This is a genomic window from Paenibacillus sp. A3, assembly GCF_001399685.1.
In the GTDB taxonomy this organism is placed as follows: Bacteria; Bacillota; Bacilli; order Paenibacillales; family NBRC-103111; genus Paenibacillus_G.
Genome location: NZ_JTHN01000194.1, coordinates 1 through 18063, shown reverse-complemented (window position 1 = coordinate 18063; position 18063 = coordinate 1). Strand labels below are relative to the sequence as shown.

The window sequence follows — 18063 nt, the reverse complement described above, 5'->3', positions numbered from 1 at the left end:
AGGCAATGCGCTATTGCTTCGATGCCGTTGAAGCTACCGCGCGGTCGGTCTGATCGATCGCCTTGTGGGAAGTGCTCTGCGCGTTATCGAGGGCGCGGTGTCCGGCGGATTGCACTTTCTCCAGCTTCTCTTGGGTGGCATCGGCGGCACGGTCAAGCGCTTGGTGAGACGCTTCCGCGACGCGGTCGGTCATGTCGTGCGCTTTGTCCGCCAAATGGCTGCCCTGCTCCCGCACCGCTTCGACGGTTTCGGAAGCTTTCTCCTTGCAGGCGGCCATCAGCTCCTGGCCTTTGGTCTGCAAGGTTTGCATGGCGTCCATCAGGTCGCTGCGCAGCTCGCGTCCGGATTTCGGCGCCAGCAAGAGGGCGATCAGCGCCCCGGCGGCGCCTCCGATCAACGTTCCGAGCAGCAGGTTGCTTTTGCTTTCATTCGCTGTATTTGCCGTAGTCATGCTTCATCGCTCCTTTGCATTCGTATTGGGAATCCGCTAGAGACGGTGCGACGCGAAGCTTACGCTGTGCGGTTGAGGCCTTTGGCCACGAGACCGAGCAGGAAGACGAACAACGCTGCACCGATAATCGCAGGTACGACGGCGAAGCCGCCGATGACGGGTCCCCAGGAACCGAGCAGCAGATAGCCGAGCCAAGCGCCGACGAACCCGGCGATCATGGAACCGATCATGCCTCCCGGCATAGCTCCAGGCGCAATGGCAGAACCGATCGCTCCGATCACAACCGCCATAATTAAGGTAATCAGCAAGCTTATCATCTTCTTCACGCTCCTTTTGGAAGGTGGACTGACTGGCTTGCCTCTTTTTACCCCGGCACGGAAACGATGAAACAAACGGGGCGATAAGGAGCTGCCTCCGGGATTACTTATATTCCTGCAAATGCTGACGGAACCGCTCGACAAGCTCCGGCGTTTCGTCCAGCTTATATTTGCGGGCCGGCCGGTCGTCCGGATCGAAATCCGTATGGCTCCACCAGATGGCCGCTTTCAGCTTGGGATATTTCTTAATGTCCTTGAACATGTGGTCTACCCACTGCGCTTTATCTCCGCCGACCGAGCTGGAGGCGAATTCCGTGATCATGAGCGGTTGTTCGAACCATTTGCTGTATTGAATATACAAAGGCGCATACAGCTCGTCGAACGTGCTCCACTGCTCGCCCGGGTAATAGGTGCCGGTATTGTAAGCGGTCAGCCCGACCACGTCGACGTAGTCGTCGCCAGGATAGTACAGCAGCGGATGATTCCACTGGAACTCGGGCTTGGACGAGTGATTCGGGTTCCATACCCACAGGACGTTATCGACGCCCTGGCTCTGGAAGGTCCGGTAAATATATTTCCAGACCTCCGTATACAACTCCGGGTCCTTGGAGTTGTGATAGGCGGAATAAGGCACCCAGTCCCCGTTCATCTCGTTGTTCAGCCGGAACAGCAGCGGATGGCCGAACGCCTTGATGTCTTGCGCGTATTTGGTGAAAAACTCGTCATATTTTCCGTTCAAAATGTCATACATCACGCTGGGGTTCTGTTCGCCGAACCGCATCGTTTGCAGAGTCAATTGGACAAGGCGGTTGTCATCGTAGGCGTTTTTTAAATCGTCCGCCGGAAAGCCCGTCGATAAGGACTTGTACAGGATCAACAGACCGAACTTGTAGTCCAGCTTCTGCTCCAGCGCATGAAGAAGATCCATTTTACCCGGAGCCGACCGCTCGTAAATGCCCCATTTCAGGCCGTCCGTCAAAAACAGCTTGCGGTACGCTTCCGCCGTTTCCAGATTGGCTTTGAGCGGCACCTTCTTCGTCACCGTGCCAAGCTCCGGCTTGTCCCCCTGAGGCGGAAAAACCCGGAACGAGTTCACGATCTTCTCGTCATTCGTGATGGGCCGGGCGGACTTGATCGCGATGGTGTATACCTCTTTGTCGTTCTTGACAATTTCCGCGCTGGCATAGTAGGGCTTGTCGTTCTCCACGTGCTTGAGCTTGTCGCGCTCCCATTTCAGCAAGTGGACGGACAGGCCGCCCACCGTCTTGGTTTCGTTCATGGTTACGCCGTGATCCTTCGTATTCTCGATAAACCGGTTGCCGTACCCGATATACGTGGCGGCGTCGGATACGGTACCGTTGAAATTGTCGTAATACACGTCGATCTGGGTCGTTTCGTCGAACAAGCGCGTTCGGACCCCGGGCCAGGAACGGTCGACTTTCATTTGCTTCGGATAGCTCAGCTCATATCCGTAAGGCAAATCGGTATATGTCGCCATAGGCTCGGAAACCATGGATCGCGCGATAAAGACGCCGAGCAGAACGGTTAATACGACGCCGGAAATGACGTGCGTTTTTTTGAGCTTCATCCGGCTCTTCCTTCCGTTGCCGCATAAAGCTTGTTAAATCGGGCGGGAAGGAGCTTAGATCCCCAATAGATGACGGCATCCGCAAGCTTGACGACACCGTAGGCGAACAGCATGCCTGCAATGACATCCAGCACCCAGTGGATTTGCAGATACATCGTCGAGAAGATGATGGCAGAGCAATAAGTTACCATGACGTATTTGAAAATACGGTCCCGCTCGCGCAGCGCCAGCAGCAGCATCGCGAATGAAATCGACGTATGCATGCTCGGGAAGCAGTTCATGACATTCGTCAGCAAATCGTTTTCCGTGGCGAACTGGCGGCCGAGCAAGTCGGGCTGTCCTTTCACCCACCACACCTCGCGCAGCAGGATCAAGTGATAGAACGGCAAAATGAGCGGGAATTGCAGCAGATGGCCCGACAAGGCGTAGGACAGCATTTTTTTCACGCTGCGGGTCCAATAGCTGCGCACGATGCAGATCCAGAGCGAGAGCACGAACCCGTAGTTGTAAATCCATACCATGGTTTTATCCAGCCTCGGATGGCTGATCGTCCGGGCCCATGCCGCATCATTGAGCGGAATGCTATTCATCATGCTGTCCCAGTTCCAGACATGAAGGTTATTCTGAAACATCCGGTAGGCGATAGACCACCAGATGCCGTTCCCGGAGCCGTAGAAATAATAGAACACCCCGAGAAGCGGAACCCCAACCGCCAAAAATTTCATCCATTCGACGTCAACCTGATCCTTCCGCACCCCAACCAGGCAAATCAAAAGCAGAACCCAGCACTCCAAGGTCCAGCCGCCGACGGTGCCGATGCGCCAAACCAAGTAAATCGATGCTAAAATACCGCACATCGTCCAGTCGATTCCATTTGTCCATCGTCTTGACTTCTCCGACATCGTTCGATTTCCCAACCCGGCTAGCCCTGCCCTTTCTGTTCCGTATTTTTTTGTTCCTGTTTGGCTTTGTTATAAATGTCCTGACCTTTTACCTGCATCGTTTTGAGAGCTTCGTCGACCGATTTTTTGCTTTCGACGACGGCTTGCACCTCTGCTTGGGCCATTTGGTCAAAGGCAGAGTAGAACGACGCCGGCACCGGCTCCGCGCCTTTCGGATAGCCGTTTCGGACCATTTTCAGCATCGTGAGCGGTTCGAGGCTGCGGCCGTCCCGTTCTTTGATGTAGGCCGTTCTGGAGGACAGCTCGCCCGGATTCGAGGAGACCGTCGCTTTCGCTACTTCCTCGCTGTTGATATATTTGACCAATTCCCAAGCTGCCCGTTGGTTGGGCGAATCGACATGGACGGCAAAAAACTTCGAAACGGACACCGCATCCGAAGCCTCCGGGTTTCTCGGATCGACCGGAACGGTCACGATATCCCAGTTGACCGGTTTGACGTCCTTGAGCGAATCCTTGGCCTGCAGAAGCGTCTCAATATAGTACGATCCCCCGATGGTCATGGCGGCTTTGCCGGTGGCGAACAAGTCTTGCTTCAAGATGTCTTCCATTGTCATTCCGTTGCCCGGTTCGATCGGCTTGCTGTCTTTTGCATTATAGATTGCGCCTGATTTCATGGCATCTGCGGCCAGGGTCAGCGCCTTTTTCCAGCCGTCGGATTGAAGGGTCACCGTTCCTTTCTCCCGGTCGAGGATGGACAAGCCCAGGGCGGACCCGATCTCGTTCATGTATTTGTATCCGACCGGTTTGCCGCCATTAAACTGGTAGTACGAGGCCATCCCGTAGAGGCGCTGCTCTCCCTGGCCGTTGGTCGGAAAACGCTTGGCAAGCTCGAGCACCTCTTCCCATGTCATCTGGTTTTTCGGAAGCGGCACTCCATGTTTCTCGAACAGATCCCGGTTATAAAACAGCGCTTGGCTAAAGAAGGAGGGGGCCAGCCCGTACAGCTTGCCGTCGCCCATGGACTTGATTTGTTCGATGACGGTCGGCATCATGCTCTCGACATCGAATTTGTCCTGACGAATGACATCGTCAAGCTGAAGCAGCTTGCCGTCGGCAGCCCATTGCTCGAACAATTCGGGCGTCGGGAATAAAAGCACGTCTGGTTTTTCTTCGTCAACCAATTTTCGGTATTCCTTCTTGGTGTCTTTTCCCGGATCGAAGATGCTTTGCATGGAAACCACTTGTACGTCGATGTTCGGGAATTTGGAGGAGAACAAGGTGCCATACAACTGAGAAAAATAATTTTTGTCGAAAAAAAGCACCTTGATGCTCGCTTTCTCGTCCTTGCCGAGTTCCTTTAACGTTACGGAAGGCTTGCCTCCTTCGCCTCCGGCGAGCTTGTCCGAGCTGCATCCTGTCATTGTAGCGGCCAGGGATAAAGCCAGTCCCGCCGGTACCCATTTAGACCATCGTTTCATTTGCGATCCCACCCATTTCCGAAGTGTGATGACGATGCGTTTTCGTCACCCCTTCTGTTTTTTGTTGTCAAGCAGTAGACGGGGGATTCGCGGATTCGTTCCGTTGGGCGTGAATATTTTTGTAAAAGAGGCGCGAGCTTAAAAATTTTCTGACAGAAGGGAACCTTTCTTCTGTTTCTCCGTCCAATTCATTGTGAGGTGAACCCGGGTGGCCTTTGAATACTTAAAATCGATGTCCGGCGGCTTGGATAAAAACGCCGTTCTTTCGGACATCATGCTGACGTACGGTGAAGACGTATGGAACTATGCCTTTTTCCTGTCGAAGAACCGGACGTTGGCGGACGATGTGACTCAGGACGTGTTCGTACGGGTGTACGAGCGGTTATATACGTTTCGCGGCGAGGCTAGCATCAAGACATGGCTGCTCGCCATTACCCGCAATCTGGTGCGCGACCATTGGCGGTCGGCGTGGATACGCCGCGTCATTCCTTTCGGCATTCTGCGCCAGGAAGGCCAGGAGCCGTCGGCGGAATCGCAAGTGATCGGCCTGCTGGCCGAGGAGGAAGTGTGGAACACGGTGCTCGGCTTGCCCTTCAAGCTGCGCGAGGTGCTGCTGCTGCATGCGCACCATCAGCTGTCTTACGCGGAAATCGCGAAGCTGCTGAACGTGTCCGAAGGTACGGTGAAATCTAGACTTTCCCGGGCGCGCGCCAAAGTATCGCAGCAGCTCGGCGAGGAGGGGAGAAAGGCATGACGAAACGGCTCGAGCCCGAACATTGGGAGAAGCATCTGACCCGGCTGCAGCTCAGGCAGGGCGGCTTTTCCAAGGAACTTATGTATAAGGTGAAGGAGCGGGTGGAGATGAAGCAGCCGCCCATCAGTCGAAAACGCTGGCTCCGCTGGAGTCCCGCGCTGGCATGCGTGCTTGTGCTGGCGGTCGGATGGACCCAGGCGGACCGGCTGGCCGAAGGGCTGTCCAAGCTGTCCAAGCCGCGGGAGAAAGCGGCCTTGGAAGCGATGGACCCGAATAAAGAGAAGACGCTGAAAGTTTCGTATTTTCATGAAACAACATTCATGATGCAATATGGTAAAGCGTTTACGATCCGTTATCCGAACATCGAGGTCAAGGTGGCGACAGGAATCGGGAGCCCTCCGTATGTCGGGATAGACCGGCCCAATCTTGAGGAACAGATGGAAAAAGACAAGCCCGACGTGCTGGCGCTGTCGCTGCCCGAATACGCGAGGCTGGCCAAAGAGGGCAAGCTGTACGCGTTTGACGACGTGATCCGGCAGGAGGGCTTCGATCTGCAAAATATGCACTCCGGCGTCGTCGATATGCTTCGAACGGAGGGCGGAGGCAAGCTGTACGGGCTCGCGCCGGATTACGACCAGCTCGCGCTCTTCTACAACAAGGAGCTGTTTGACAAACATGGGATCAGCTACCCGAAGAATGGCATGAGCTGGGAGGAGCTGCTGCAGCTCGCTTCCCGGTTTCCGTCCGGGCCGAATGCGAAGGATCGGGTCTATGGTCTTGCGATACGCGCATATTCCGGTCCTTACGATTTGGTCCTGCAGGCGGGCAAGGCCAAGGGGCTTAACGTCCTCGACCCTTCAGGCAAGCAGGTCACCGTCAATACACCGGAGTGGCAGAAGGTTTGGACAGGCGTGCTCGATGCGGCCCGCGGCGGATATATTTATGAGCAACCGCCGCTGAAAGAGTTGTCTACAAGGGAAGACATGTACAAGGCCAGTCCGTTCATGACAGGGCAGGCGGCGATGACTCTGCAGAGCTACGGCTTCGTCAAGGAGTTGAACGAGGCTTCGTCCAGATACAAGATGTCCCCGATTCCATGGGAGGTCGTTACCGAGCCGACGGACCCGTCCCGGCCGAACGAATCGCCTTCTTTCTCGGTCGGCACGATCTATGCGGTGAATGCCGCCTCGGAGAACCGGAGGGAGGCATGGGAGCTGGTCAAATTCATCAACAGCGAGGAAGCGGCCCGCAAAATGCTTACACAAACCGTCGGCAGCTATTCTACGCCTGCCCGTTTGCCGAGTCTCTCGGCGGTCAAGGGGCAAGAAAAGCTCGTCGAAGCGTTCACGAGCCTTCGTCCGCCGGCGGAGCCGCAGGAGACCCCCGTCGTGCCGACAGAGTTTTACTCGGCCTACCGGCAGCTGGCGGTGCAATTGTCCAAGGATGTGTTGAATGGCAAGAAGACGGTCGCCCAGGCGACACAGGAGCTTCAAACCAGCGGACAGCAGGCGCTGATTCAAGCGAAAAACGCAGCGCAGAAGAAGCCGGCCGGAGCTCAAGCGCCGGTGGGCAGCGGAACACCATAGGGGGAGATCAATGGACCGGAGCGGAACAACAAGAAATCGGAAGAACAAGCTGCTGCTCCCCCTGCTGGCAGTTGCGCTGGCGTGGAGCGCAGCCGGCTGCAGCGATGCGCCGGCCGCCCCGCCGGAGCGGGGGAAGCTTAAGGTGGCTTACTACAGTCAGGAAATGTTTGACGATCAGTACGGCGATTATTTTATGGCCAAATTCCCCGAGCTTGAGGTGGAAGTCATCGCAACGACGGATACGATGGGTCCCGGCAAAAATCCGCAGAAAGAAATGGACAAACTGCTGGACGAGCAGAAGCCTGATCTTATTATTACGGGCTCCTGGGAGTATCAGCGGCTCGCGGCGGCGGGCAAGCTGTACGAATTGGACTCGTTTATCAAACGGGACAAATTCGATATCGAAAACATGCTTCCGGCCGCCATCGATTATTTGCGCGCCAAGGGGGGCGGCAAGCTATATGGGCTTGCCCCTCAATTTTCCAGCTCCGTGCTGTTTTACAACAAAGGGTTGTTCGATGAGTACAAGGTGCCGTACCCGAAAGACGGCATGACTTGGGACGACTTGTTTGAGCTGGCCGGCAAATTCCGCGGCGCGAAGACCGGGACGGACCGGATTTACGGATTTCATCAGCCGTTTATGATGTCGAAGTTTTGGTTGGTCCGGTCGATGGGACAGGACATGGGACTCAATGTGACGGATGCGAAGAAACGTACCGTCACCATCGACACGGAGGCTTGGCAGAAAGTATTCTCTCAGATTACGGAAGCCTGGAAGAACGGCTCCATACCGGTGATTGCCGGGAAAAACAACAAAGGCCGCTGGGACAAGGAAGATATCGATTATGCGGACTTGTTCAGCCGGGGACGTGCGGCGATGACCATAAGCGGTCCGTGGCAGATTAACCAGCTGCAGCAAAGCGGCTCGAAGATTGATTGGCAGATCGTGAAGCCGCCTTCGCCGGACGGCACCGGCTCGTGGCAGCCGAATTTTTCCCTGAATCCGATTTTTGCGATTGGGGCGGGGACTGAACAGGCGGACAAGGCTTGGAAGGTCATCCGCTATTTCAACAGTGCGGAAGCGGCCAAAGTCGAAACGAAGACTTCCAACGAGTTGATAACCCGATCGGGATTCGTGAAAACGGTGGACGGCCGCAGCATGGAGCCGTTTTACCAAGTGAAGTACGATGATACGCTGGGCGGGGGAATGGAATTCAACCTGAATACCCCCACGCGTTTTTACGAGGAGTTCGATAAGCAGGCGGACGAGCAGCTTGAATTGATTATGACCGGAAAAACGACAGTGCGGCAGGCGCTGCAGCGGCTTCAAAAGGAAGGCCAGCAGACGTTGGACGCAGCGTGGTTGGCGGAGCCCCCGGAACCGGAGGCGGGCGGAGAAGCGGCGAAATAGCGTAGTCTGTTTTCCGGCTGTCCATCCAGCAATCGTAAATAGATAAGCCCAGCGACCCGTTCGCTGGGCTTAGTTTGTGTACAGGATCAGAGGTGTCTCACTTTTCCGAAAGCTCTTCGTGCTGTCTTTGCAGCAGTAGCGTTATCCCGGGGCGCTGCAGGAAAAGCTTCGCGATACAGCGTGGGAATGCATGCGTCCCGCGTTTTTATGATAATATGAGAAATCAAGAGAGAGGATCTTTTCGGAGTTCGATCAAAGAGTTATCTTCATCTCCATTTCAATAGCAACGCCTGTTTATGGACCGGTGCGGACAATTCATCAAAAAATGTAGCGCCAAGCAGTATTTCGGCGCGAGGAGCGGCTCTGCGATGGACTCTAATCAGCTTCAACGGATGCGCAGTTATTTGGACAATACGCAAATGACGGTGACGATGGCCTATTACTCCAAGGTGGGGCCGAATTGGCGGAGCAACGACCTGCTGCCGGATGTGAACCGGCTTTATTTTATACGCGAGGGGGAAGGGTGGATTCGGCTGCGCGGCCGGCTGTACCACCCGAAGCCGGGGCAATTGCTGCTGCTGCCGGCAGGGATGCGGCTGTCGTTCGGCCGGCTTGGCGACAACGGCTTCGGCAAATATTGGTGCCATTTTACGGCAACGGTGGGAGACGTGAACCTGTTTCAAATGCTGGAGCTGCCCCACTGCATCGACGTCCGGGACGAAGCCGGGCTCGAGAAGCAGTTCCAGGACTTGATCGGGCTGTACAACAATCCGTCGCTGACGGCTCCGCTGCGCATCAAATCGGTGCTGCTGGAGATCGTTTCCGGGTATATGGAAGGAGCGCTGGAGCGGGAACGGGGGCTGCGGCTTGCGCCGATGTCCGAAACGGGGAAAATCAACACGGTGCTCCACTACGTAGACGAGCATCTGCAGGAACGGATCACGGTGGAGGAGCTGGCGCGGCTCGTGCATTTTCACCCCAATTACTTCATGCAATATTTCAAAACGATGCTGGGGCTTTCCCCGATCGCCTACATTAACCGCAAGCGGATGGATAAAGCGAAGGAGCTGCTGTCCGCGACCGAAGTGACGGTGACGGAAGTAGCCGAGAGGGTTGGGCTTGAGCTATATTATTTCTCCCGCGTCTTCAAGAAGCAGACCGGTCTGTCGCCGAGCGAATACCGCAGGCAATCCGCAAGACGCGGACCGGCGGCAGAGGAGTAGATGCTAGGGCGTCTCCGCAAGCGGAGCGGAAGCCGGAGAAGCCGGCCTCGTCTCCGCAGCAGAGCGCTGAATCAGGAACGCGTGGGCGTTGTGCGTTTCGTTTTTCGCAGGATGATCGCAAGAGTGATCATGGATAGCAGAGCCCCGGTAAAGCCTAAGCTCATATCCTTCTGCGTATCGAACACATCGCCCTGCAGCCCGAGATAGTCGGCTCCGGCTTGTCCGGCCACGAGAGCGGCTCCCATCTCCACGTTTTCGAACAAGGCGCTGCAGCCGAGCATCGTCATGACCGGAATCCCGTAAGACCAGAAATTGCGCAGCCCTGCAGCCCGGGTAAGCAGTTCCCGAAGCGGGTAGGTAAGGAGCAGGCCGAACAAGAAGTGCACGACCCGATCGAAGTAGCTTCTTTGCAGTTGAAACGAGGCTTTCAGCCACTGATCGACCGGCGTATTCTGATACGTATAGTGAGCCGCGAAGGTATGTGCGCAAAGGAATAGAAAAATCAGCAAATAAGATAGATTCGAGAAGCGGAATGCTTTGTACGTAAACAGCAGGGTGAAAAAAGCCGCAACGACAAGAAGGTTTTCCATCAGCCATTGGATCCGGTCAGTCGGCGAGATCGCCATGACGATCCAAAAGACAACAAAGACCGCGAGCAGCAGATGCAAAATAATGTTGCGGGAAAAAGGTATATCCGGGTCCATCAACCAGTTGGTCCCCGTCCCGCCGCGAACTGCGGATTGTCGAGCCATCGTAGCTTCTCCCTTCGGTGTTCATGGTGACCGGCTGTTTCCAGCCGGTTCGGACGACGTTCGTAGTATTGGCAAAATTGTAAATGTCATACCTCAATGGGTTCACTTACTCGGCAATTCCGGAAGGGCTGACGCTTACCGCTTGGACAAGCCGCCTGCCTTGGGCCATCGGTATGGCTCGACATAGCGGATCATCGTCTCGAAGACGTCGGCCCACTGCCGCTCGTTCAAGCTGCCGACCGGCACGCTCCGATCCACCCGCAGCAGCTTGACGAGATGCTTCAGTTGGGCCGGGGTAAACCATGGCCCGAGCGCAGCGTGCAGCGGGGCGCCGGGTACCCGGAGCGCTTGCGTGACGAGCCCCATGAAGCGGGCGTGGTCGCTCGGCCGGACGAGCGGCTCCTTTTTGCGGCGTACGGTCAAGATCGCACATTGCACCCGGGGCGGTGGCGAGAAGCGGTCGGGCGATACCGGCTCGGCGAGCTTCAGATCGAACTGCATGCGCCATCCCAGGATGCGCGCCTGCGTGACCGGATCGGCCGTAAAGCGGCGGGCCGCCCCGAGCTCGACGATCAGCACGCCATGCCGGAACGGGACGGCGGGATGATCCATCAGCCTGCCGAGTACCGCCGTTGTAATGGCAAAAGGAATGTTGGCTACGACCCCGAAAGGCTTGCGGGGAAGCGGCATTTCCAAGAAGTCAGCTTCGGCAAGCCGGATGCCTTCCGTTTCTCCGATCTTGCTGCGGAGCTTCTCGGCGAAACGGGGGTCGTTTTCGATGGCGAGCACCTGCCAGACTTCTTGGGCGAGCGGTATCGTCAACGCGCCGGCTCCCGCCCCGATATCCAGCACAAGCGGCTGGGGCGAGAGGCGGGCAAGCTCGATCATACGGCGGACAAGCGATTTATCGCGGATCAGGTGTTGGCCTGAAAAGTTGGTTTGGGCAGGACGCCCCGTTTGACGGGACGTATGTTTGTTTTTTGGCATGACAAATATGCACCTCATTCATTCGTTTTTGGGGAATGAAAAAGGTACAGCACAAATAAACCCGGGCCAAAAGGTTTTTTAGCCGGGAATACGTGTTCTGTACCTCACATTACCGTAAACGCATGAATTGAACGCACATTTGGATGCACATGAAAGAAAATACCTCGGAATTCGTTGGAGTCAACAGGCTCGCAAGCCTTTTTTAAGTATAGCATGGCGGGAAAAGGAACGCCATCCGTACGGCGCGGCGCGTTCCATCCGAAGATCAAGGTTTCCGTTTGCTGTCCGCTTCGTACGGTTCCCGTTTGAACCGGTTCGGCGTGAGGCCGACCTGCTTCTTAAACAGCTGGCAAAAATACGAGAAGTTGCCAAGTCCGACCGCCCGGCCGATGTCCTGCACCGGTTTATCGGTGGTCCGGAGCAGCCAGCACGCTTGCCGGATGCGGCGCGCCGTCAAATATTCGGTGATGCTGCTGCCTACCGATTGCCGGAAGACGGCGGATACGTGATTCGGGGACAAATGAATTTCCTGCGCGAGCCGTTCCAGCTCGAAGGGCTCCATGTAATGTTTTTCGATCCAAGCCATAATTTTCTCGGCAGTGGCCGATGCTTTAGGCAGTGCGGGATGTTCCGTTAATGGCGAGCCGGCCGGTTCCGCCGCCGATTTCAAGTGATGCACGAACGCGGTCAGGAACAGCAGCTGCTCTTCCAGCAGCAGCTCGGCGTCCTCCTTGGGCGCAAGGCGGGGAAGATGGGAGCGGAGCAGCGCGTCCATGGCGGCGGGGTCCGGCGTCCGGTACACCTGGGGGGCCAGCGGGTCTTTCCATAGCGCTTGGAAAAAAGCCCGAAGTCCGGGAAACGGAGCGAGCGTCTCGTCGAGCACGGCGGGTTCGAAGACGAACAAGGAGCGCACATACGGCTGCTTGGGCAGCTCGCCGATCCGGATGCGATGCAGCTGAAACGGCTTGAAGCAAAAGACGGTGCCGGGCGACATCTGGAAAATTTGTTGTTCTACAACGGCAGTTCCTTGCCCTTCATGGACATATAAAAGCTCCATTCCCTGATGCGCGTGGTAGATTTCGACGAACTCGTTCGTCCGGTCTTTGTAAAACGATAGCTGCACGGGATGACGATTCAGGTTCAAGTAGTTCATCTGCTTCATGCACGGGGACCTCCACCGTAATATAGCAACATTTTATCATAAGAGCGCCAAACTATGCGGGCGTTTTTTTTGTTATGCTGAAAGCATAATTTATTGGCTCGAAAGGGATGGCCTCATAATGATCAAACAGCGATTAATCGAAGCATGGGAGCATTACCGGGGCAGCCTCGGCGGTCCGTGGGAAGTATGGCGGGCCGACAAGCTCCAGAATCACTATAATGTGCCGTGGCATAAAGTGGAGCTGCCGCATACGTACAACGCGCTCGACGTCATGGACCCCGACGGCAAATATTATCAGGGGCAAGGCTGGTACCGGACGAAGCTGGCGGTGAACAATCCGTATCCGAACGGGCGGACGCTGCTGCATTTCGAAGGCGCCGGGCAGCGTACGGATGTCTATGTGTATACGGGCAAGGTCGGCTCGCATCTCGGGGGCTATGACGAGTTCACGGTCGACATCACCGAGGCAGCGGCTGAAGTGGCGGGCATCGAGCGGTACCAAGGGCTCGTCCCGGTGGCGGTCGCGTGCGACAACAGCCGGGAGCTGGAGACGATTCCGTCGGACGCGAGCGATTTTAATCTGTATGGGGGCATTTACCGGTATTTGAATCTTGTGTATGTGCCTGCCGTATCGCTTGCCCGGGTTCATGTGGAAGCGGATACGAGCCGCTTGGCTGCGGGGGGCGGAAAGCCTGTCTGCACCGTGAAGGTCAGAGCCAGACTGTACAATCCGAACGCGCAGCGGGAGAGCCTCAAGCTGACGATCCGGCTGACGGACCGCGAAGGGGCCGTGCTTGCGGAATCGAGCGTAAGCTGCCTGCCTTGGGAGGGCGAAAAGGAGCTGGCGGTCTACGAGCTGGCCGATCCGCACCTGTGGAGCACGGACGACCCGTACTTGTACGGCTGCACGGTTCGGGCGGAAAGTGTGCACGGCGAGACGGAGCTTGCGGAACGGTTCGGCGTCCGGTATTTCGAGTTCGTCGATCACGGCCCGTTCAAGCTGAACGGCGAGCGGCTTCTGCTTCGCGGCACGCATCGGCATGAGGATCATGCGGGCGTCGGGCCGGCGATGACGGAGGAGATGATTCGATACGAGATGCAGCTTATCAAAGAGATGGGCGCAAACTTCATCCGCCTCGGCCATTACCAGCAGTCGCGTATCGTGCTGGAGCTGTGCGATGAGCTCGGCATTCTCGTCTGGGAGGAAATCCCATGGTGCCGCGGCGGTCTTGGCGGTGACAGCTACCGGCAGCAGTGCCGGGACATGCTGACGGCGATGATTGAACAGCATTACAATCATCCGTCGGTCATTCTGTGGGGCCTCGGCAACGAGAACGATTGGGAGTGCGATTTCGACTATTTCGATCAGGAAGACATCCGCCGGTTCATGAAGGAGCTCCACGATCTGTCGCATAAGCTCGATCCGGGCCGGCTGACCTCGATCCGCCGCTGCGAGTTTTGCAAAGACATCGTCGACGTGTATTCGCCTTCCATCTGGGCGGGCTGGTACCGCGGCATTTACACCGATTACGAAGCGAGCTGCCGCTCGGCGTTCGACAATGTGCGCTCGTTCTTCCATATGGAGTGGGGCGCGGACAATTTGCCGACCCGACATGTGGAGAAGACGTATACGGGCTTCGAATTTATTCCCCGCGGCGACGGCACGACGGACGAGCGCGACGGCGATTACCTGCTGACCGGCGGCGAGCCGCGCGTCTCCCGGGACGGAGATTGGTCGGAGACGTATTTTTGCGAAATGATCGACTGGTACTTGAAGTCGCAGGAGCATATGGATTGGCTGACCGGCGCGGCGCAGTGGTCGTTTAAAGATTTTGCGACGCCGGTGCGTCCGGATTCGCCGATTCCTTATTTGAACATGAAGGGGATCGTCGAGCGCGATTTTATGAAAAAAGAAGCTTACTACGTCTTCCAATCGTATTGGGCGACGAAGCCGATGGCCCGCATCTACGGGCATTCCATGCCGGTACGCTGGGGCGCTCCGGGCGAGCGGAAGACGATCAAGGTGTACTCCAACGGCTCGGAGGCGGAGCTGTTCCTGAACGGCCGGAGCCTCGGCGCGAAGAAGCGCGATTCGCAAAATTTCCCCGCGGCAGGCTTGCGTTGGGAGACGGCGCTGGAAGCGGGCACGAACCATGTGAAGGTCGTCGCGGTCAAAGACGGCGTCACCGTGGAAGACGAGTTGACCTTCGAATACCAGACGGCGGTCTGGGGCGTCCCGGCGGAGCTGCGGCTGACGGCCGAGACGCAGGCGGACGGACGGGTTTATGTGGAAGCACGGGCCTACGATGCCCATGGCGTGTTTTGCCCCGATGCGGCGAGCTTCGTCCGCTTCGGTCTCGCGGGAGACGGCCGGCTGCTGGACGGCCTCGGCACGATCCGCGGTTCGCGGCTGGTCCAGCTCGCCACGGGGCGGGCCGGAATTTACGTCGATCCGCAGGGCGGCTTGCCGGCGGGCATCTCCGTCACGGACTTCGTTACGGCCGGAGGTCCGGCAGCGTCGCTTACCGGCGGCAGCGGCAAGTCAGGCGCAGGGCATCCGCGGGTGTCGGTGGTCAGCGCGGCGTGCGAAGGAATGGCTACGGCGTTTATTACAATCTAATTCCAGAGGAGGAAGTTTCACGCATGACAGCGATCGATACGAGCAAATGGGCGCAAGCGTCCGACCTGAAGACGGCGCTCCCGGCGATTTGGGACGCTTTGCAGGTGAAGGTGGACCGCATGATCGGGCAGCTTGGGGAGAAATCGCCGCACGTGGCCAAAGCCGACGGTCTGTACGACGATATGCGGCTGGATTGGTGGACGGCCGGCTTCTGGCCGGGCATTCTGTGGATCCTGTACGACATGACCGGAAAAGAGCATTACCGGGAGGCCGCATGGCCTTGGGACGAAAAATTCGAGCAAAAAACGATTCAAGACAACAATTTCCACCACGACGTGGGGTTCCAGTTTCTACCGACCTCCGTCATTAAGTACAAGCTGACCGGAGATAAGGACGCCAAGCGCCGCGGCTTGCAGGCGGCGAACTTCCTGGCGGGACGGTTTAACATTGCAGGCAATTTCTTGCGTGCGTGGAATCAAGATAAAATCGGCTGGTCGATCGTCGACTCGTCGATGAATCTGTCGATTTTGTTCTGGGCGGCACAAGAGATCGGTGACCCTCGCTTTGAGCATATCGCCAGAGCGCATGCCGATACGGTCGTGGATAAGTTCATCCGACCGGACGGCTCGGTGAACCATATTCTCAGTTTCGATCCGCAGACGGGTGAACTGATCGAATCGCTCGGCGGCCAAGGCCACGGGTCGGACTCGTCCTGGAGCCGCGGCGCTTCGTGGGCGCTGCACGGCATGGCGAACACGTACCGCTACACCGGCGACAAACGGTATTTGCATGCGGCGCAGCAGGTGGCCCATTACTTCCTGGCATGCCTGCCAGCCGACCATGTGCCGCATTGGGATTTCCGCGCCGCCGACCCGCTCGACGGCGAACCGCGCGATACGTCGGCGGCGACGTGCGCCGTTTCCGGCCTGATCGAGCTGGGCGCGGCGCTCCCGGGGGTTGAAGGCGCGGTGTACCGCCGCGCGGCGGAGCGCATCCTGCTCTCGCTGACGCAATATTACGCGACGTGGGACCGTCCGGAGCACGAGGGCATTCTGCTCGCAGGCACGGGCAACAAGCCGGTCGGGCAAAATATCGACGTCTCGTTGATCTACGGAGATTATTACTACGTGGAAGCTATCGCGAAGCTGCTCGGCTGGCAGAACCGGATTTTTTAAGCGACGAGGGAGGGGGCAATCTCCGTGCCTTGCTTGTTGCTGCTTGATTCGTTATGATAAGGAATATGATTTGGTTGTGAAGCACACACCGTCCATCTCCGTACTGGAGATCGGGCGGTTTTTTTATTTTCCGGAGGTGAGCCTGAGGGATGAGATTTCAAGACGCTTACGAAGCTTTTTTGCATACACATGTGCTCTCGGCAGCGGGTGAGAGGCTGCGGCGGTTGAAGGAGGGGCTTGGGCATGCGGAGAAGCTTTTCCTGCAGGAAGTATGGTGGCCGGCTGTCGGACGTTTCGAGCATCTGCATCCGGAGTTTGAAGTTCATGACTTCAAGGATGGAACCCGCTACTTGGACTTTGCCTATTTGCGCCCGCCGTTCAAGGTATGCTTCGAAATCGACGGCTACGGTCCGCATAGCCGGGATGCGAGCCGCTGGCAGTTTGCCGACCAGCTTGTCAGGCAGAACCATCTGGTGATCGACGATTGGAAGGTATTTCGTTTCGCTTACGACGATATTAAAGAGAAGCCGAGGCGCTGTCAGCAAATGATCCAGCAGCTAATGGGCAGATGGTTCGGGGACGAGAGTGTGCCGATCGCGTTGACCCTGAAGGAGAAAGAAATTGTACGCTTGCTCGTTCATAAACAGCGGCGGGTAACCCCTGCGGAAGTGAGCCAACACTTAGGGGTAAGTGTTCGGTATGCGCGGGAGCTGCTGCAGAGCCTCCTGAAGCGACAGGTGCTGGTGGCGGCTTCGGGCACCTTGCGCGTTCGGGCTTACCTGCTGAATCCGCATGGGAAGCCGATGTTTTTGTAGCGGGAGTGGGTTTCAAATAGAGGGTGGGCAAAACTAGTAGAGGATGGACAAATAGAGCACTTGGGATGCGTTATTGGTTGCGTATGGTCGGTCTCAGACATGTAGCGGAACTGAGATGCTTTATACGTGTTGAAAAATGTGAATGTGGTGCGGACGAAGGCTGATAGAGGAAGTGTACTTCCTCTAATTTCGCAGACACCCTCAGTTCGGAGGGAATAAGTTACTTGAGTTCCTCTATTTTGCATGGAGCTCTTCGCCGCGTGCCGTCGTTCGCATATTGGATTCTCGCGGCCCCATGCTCTATCATTTGGCCCGCAAGCCAGCCGTTCGAGGCACGAAAAATGTATCGGAGGAACATGGAGCATGGGGTAGAAATATGTGAGTTGCCAAAATATAGTGGGCGGGGCGCAAAGGGCGTGCGTTGTTTTCGCTCATTCGTGCAGTCCTGGCTGAACTCGCATCTAGGCACCATCTCGTTGACAGGGGGCTGCCCGTCATGTCGTCTGCACTCACGTACGGTTACATTACCCGCGCGTCACCCTGTCACGACGCTGTGTGCATGCCGATCACGACGGCTGAGAGCAGCGTTACGTCGCCTGTGAGGCTGCCTGTCACGCCGACTGCATCCACGTACGGTAACATCACCCGCGCGCCACCATGTCACGACGCTGTGTGCGCGCCGATCACGACGACTGCAAGCTGCAGCGTCACGTCGCCTGTGAGGCTGCTCGTCACGCCGTCTGCACTCACGTACGGTCACATTACCCGCGGGCCCCCCCTGTCACGACACTGTGTGCATGCCGATCACGACGGCTGCGAGCTGCAGCGTCACGTCGCCTGTG

At 57.0% G+C, this 18063-nt stretch carries 15 protein-coding genes; 7 read left to right on the top strand and 8 right to left on the bottom strand.

Features of this window, described 5'->3' with window-relative positions; all coding sequences use genetic code 11:
- Positions 1–10: 10 nt before the first annotated feature.
- From QJ48_RS27010 to QJ48_RS26990, 5 genes are all read right to left on the bottom strand, one after another.
- On the bottom strand, positions 11–451 hold the full coding sequence (locus QJ48_RS27010; protein ID WP_054976493.1) for a YtxH domain-containing protein: 441 nt from the start codon (positions 449–451) through the stop codon (positions 11–13).
- A 59-nt stretch (positions 452–510) separates the two neighbouring features.
- Positions 511–768: a GlsB/YeaQ/YmgE family stress response membrane protein gene (locus QJ48_RS27005; protein WP_054976492.1), complete on the bottom strand. Its 258-nt coding sequence runs from the start codon at positions 766–768 to the stop codon at positions 511–513.
- A 103-nt stretch (positions 769–871) separates the two neighbouring features.
- Positions 872–2356, bottom strand: a complete 1485-nt coding sequence (locus QJ48_RS27000) for a glycoside hydrolase family 26 protein (protein WP_054976491.1) — start codon at positions 2354–2356, stop codon at positions 872–874.
- Entirely contained in the window at positions 2353–3258 is a 906-nt protein-coding gene (locus QJ48_RS26995; RefSeq protein ID WP_237763073.1) for a phosphatase PAP2 family protein, read from the bottom strand. The genes QJ48_RS27000 and QJ48_RS26995 overlap by 4 nt, the downstream gene beginning before the upstream one ends.
- A 20-nt stretch (positions 3259–3278) precedes the next feature.
- On the bottom strand, positions 3279–4736 hold the full coding sequence (locus QJ48_RS26990) for an ABC transporter substrate-binding protein (protein ID WP_082420700.1): 1458 nt from the start codon (positions 4734–4736) through the stop codon (positions 3279–3281).
- Between the two features lie 208 nt (positions 4737–4944).
- On the opposite strand from QJ48_RS26990, the gene QJ48_RS26985 reads away from it, so the two are divergent.
- The 4 genes from QJ48_RS26985 to QJ48_RS26970 all read left to right on the top strand — a co-directional run bounded on the left by QJ48_RS26985 (position 4945) and on the right by QJ48_RS26970 (position 9710).
- On the top strand, positions 4945–5490 hold the full coding sequence (locus QJ48_RS26985; RefSeq protein ID WP_082420699.1) for a sigma-70 family RNA polymerase sigma factor: 546 nt from the start codon (positions 4945–4947) through the stop codon (positions 5488–5490).
- On the top strand, positions 5487–7076 hold the full coding sequence (locus QJ48_RS26980; protein ID WP_054976489.1) for an ABC transporter substrate-binding protein: 1590 nt from the start codon (positions 5487–5489) through the stop codon (positions 7074–7076). Before QJ48_RS26985 ends, QJ48_RS26980 begins: the two co-directional genes overlap by 4 nt.
- A 10-nt stretch (positions 7077–7086) precedes the next feature.
- The gene (locus QJ48_RS26975; RefSeq protein ID WP_054976488.1) at positions 7087–8487 is read left to right on the top strand and encodes an extracellular solute-binding protein; all 1401 of its coding nucleotides are present in this window, start codon (positions 7087–7089) and stop codon (positions 8485–8487) included.
- A gap of 368 nt (positions 8488–8855) precedes the next feature.
- A complete protein-coding gene (locus QJ48_RS26970; RefSeq protein ID WP_054976487.1) occupies positions 8856–9710 on the top strand; it encodes an AraC family transcriptional regulator in 855 nt (284 codons plus the stop codon).
- A 71-nt stretch (positions 9711–9781) separates the two neighbouring features.
- Here the strand turns inward: QJ48_RS26970 and QJ48_RS26965 are convergent, their stop codons facing one another.
- The 3 genes from QJ48_RS26965 to QJ48_RS26955 form a co-directional block, all read right to left on the bottom strand.
- Positions 9782–10462, bottom strand: coding sequence for a DUF2238 domain-containing protein (locus tag QJ48_RS26965; protein ID WP_082420698.1), 681 nt, complete (start codon positions 10460–10462; stop codon positions 9782–9784).
- Positions 10463–10597: 135 nt separating this feature from the next.
- On the bottom strand, positions 10598–11449 hold the full coding sequence (gene erm / locus QJ48_RS26960) for a 23S ribosomal RNA methyltransferase Erm (RefSeq protein WP_054976486.1): 852 nt from the start codon (positions 11447–11449) through the stop codon (positions 10598–10600).
- Positions 11450–11714: 265 nt separating this feature from the next.
- The gene (locus QJ48_RS26955) at positions 11715–12611 is read right to left on the bottom strand and encodes an AraC family transcriptional regulator (protein WP_054976485.1); all 897 of its coding nucleotides are present in this window, start codon (positions 12609–12611) and stop codon (positions 11715–11717) included.
- Positions 12612–12729: 118 nt separating this feature from the next.
- Between QJ48_RS26955 and QJ48_RS26950 the strand changes: the two genes are divergently transcribed.
- The 3 genes from QJ48_RS26950 (at position 12730) to QJ48_RS26940 (ending at position 17221) form a co-directional block, all read left to right on the top strand.
- Positions 12730–15231 carry a glycoside hydrolase family 2 TIM barrel-domain containing protein gene (locus QJ48_RS26950; RefSeq protein ID WP_054976484.1) on the top strand — a complete coding sequence of 834 codons (2502 nt, stop codon included), beginning with the start codon at positions 12730–12732 and terminating at the stop codon, positions 15229–15231.
- Between the two features lie 23 nt (positions 15232–15254).
- Positions 15255–16406 carry a glycoside hydrolase family 88 protein gene (locus QJ48_RS26945; RefSeq protein ID WP_082420697.1) on the top strand — a complete coding sequence of 384 codons (1152 nt, stop codon included), beginning with the start codon at positions 15255–15257 and terminating at the stop codon, positions 16404–16406.
- Positions 16407–16555: 149 nt separating this feature from the next.
- Positions 16556–17221 carry a hypothetical protein gene (locus QJ48_RS26940; RefSeq protein WP_054976483.1) on the top strand — a complete coding sequence of 222 codons (666 nt, stop codon included), beginning with the start codon at positions 16556–16558 and terminating at the stop codon, positions 17219–17221.
- Positions 17222–18063: the final 842 nt, after the last annotated feature.

Excerpts from the sequence above, each read along its gene's own strand:
- QJ48_RS27010 (WP_054976493.1), bottom strand. The coding sequence starts at position 451 with ATGACTACGGCAAATACAGCGAATGAAAGCAAAAGCAACCTGCTGCTC.
- QJ48_RS27005 (WP_054976492.1), bottom strand. The coding sequence starts at position 768 with ATGATAAGCTTGCTGATTACCTTAATTATGGCGGTTGTGATCGGAGCG.
- QJ48_RS27000 (WP_054976491.1), bottom strand. The coding sequence starts at position 2,356 with ATGAAGCTCAAAAAAACGCACGTCATTTCCGGCGTCGTATTAACCGTT.
- QJ48_RS26995 (WP_237763073.1), bottom strand. The coding sequence starts at position 3,258 with ATGTCGGAGAAGTCAAGACGATGGACAAATGGAATCGACTGGACGATG.
- QJ48_RS26990 (WP_082420700.1), bottom strand. The coding sequence starts at position 4,736 with ATGAAACGATGGTCTAAATGGGTACCGGCGGGACTGGCTTTATCCCTG.
- QJ48_RS26980 (WP_054976489.1), top strand. The coding sequence starts at position 5,487 with ATGACGAAACGGCTCGAGCCCGAACATTGGGAGAAGCATCTGACCCGG.
- QJ48_RS26975 (WP_054976488.1), top strand. The coding sequence starts at position 7,087 with ATGGACCGGAGCGGAACAACAAGAAATCGGAAGAACAAGCTGCTGCTC.
- QJ48_RS26970 (WP_054976487.1), top strand. The coding sequence starts at position 8,856 with ATGGACTCTAATCAGCTTCAACGGATGCGCAGTTATTTGGACAATACG.
- QJ48_RS26965 (WP_082420698.1), bottom strand. The coding sequence starts at position 10,462 with ATGGCTCGACAATCCGCAGTTCGCGGCGGGACGGGGACCAACTGGTTG.
- erm (WP_054976486.1), bottom strand. The coding sequence starts at position 11,449 with ATGCCAAAAAACAAACATACGTCCCGTCAAACGGGGCGTCCTGCCCAA.
- QJ48_RS26955 (WP_054976485.1), bottom strand. The coding sequence starts at position 12,611 with ATGAAGCAGATGAACTACTTGAACCTGAATCGTCATCCCGTGCAGCTA.
- QJ48_RS26950 (WP_054976484.1), top strand. The coding sequence starts at position 12,730 with ATGATCAAACAGCGATTAATCGAAGCATGGGAGCATTACCGGGGCAGC.
- QJ48_RS26945 (WP_082420697.1), top strand. The coding sequence starts at position 15,255 with ATGACAGCGATCGATACGAGCAAATGGGCGCAAGCGTCCGACCTGAAG.
- QJ48_RS26940 (WP_054976483.1), top strand. The coding sequence starts at position 16,556 with ATGAGATTTCAAGACGCTTACGAAGCTTTTTTGCATACACATGTGCTC.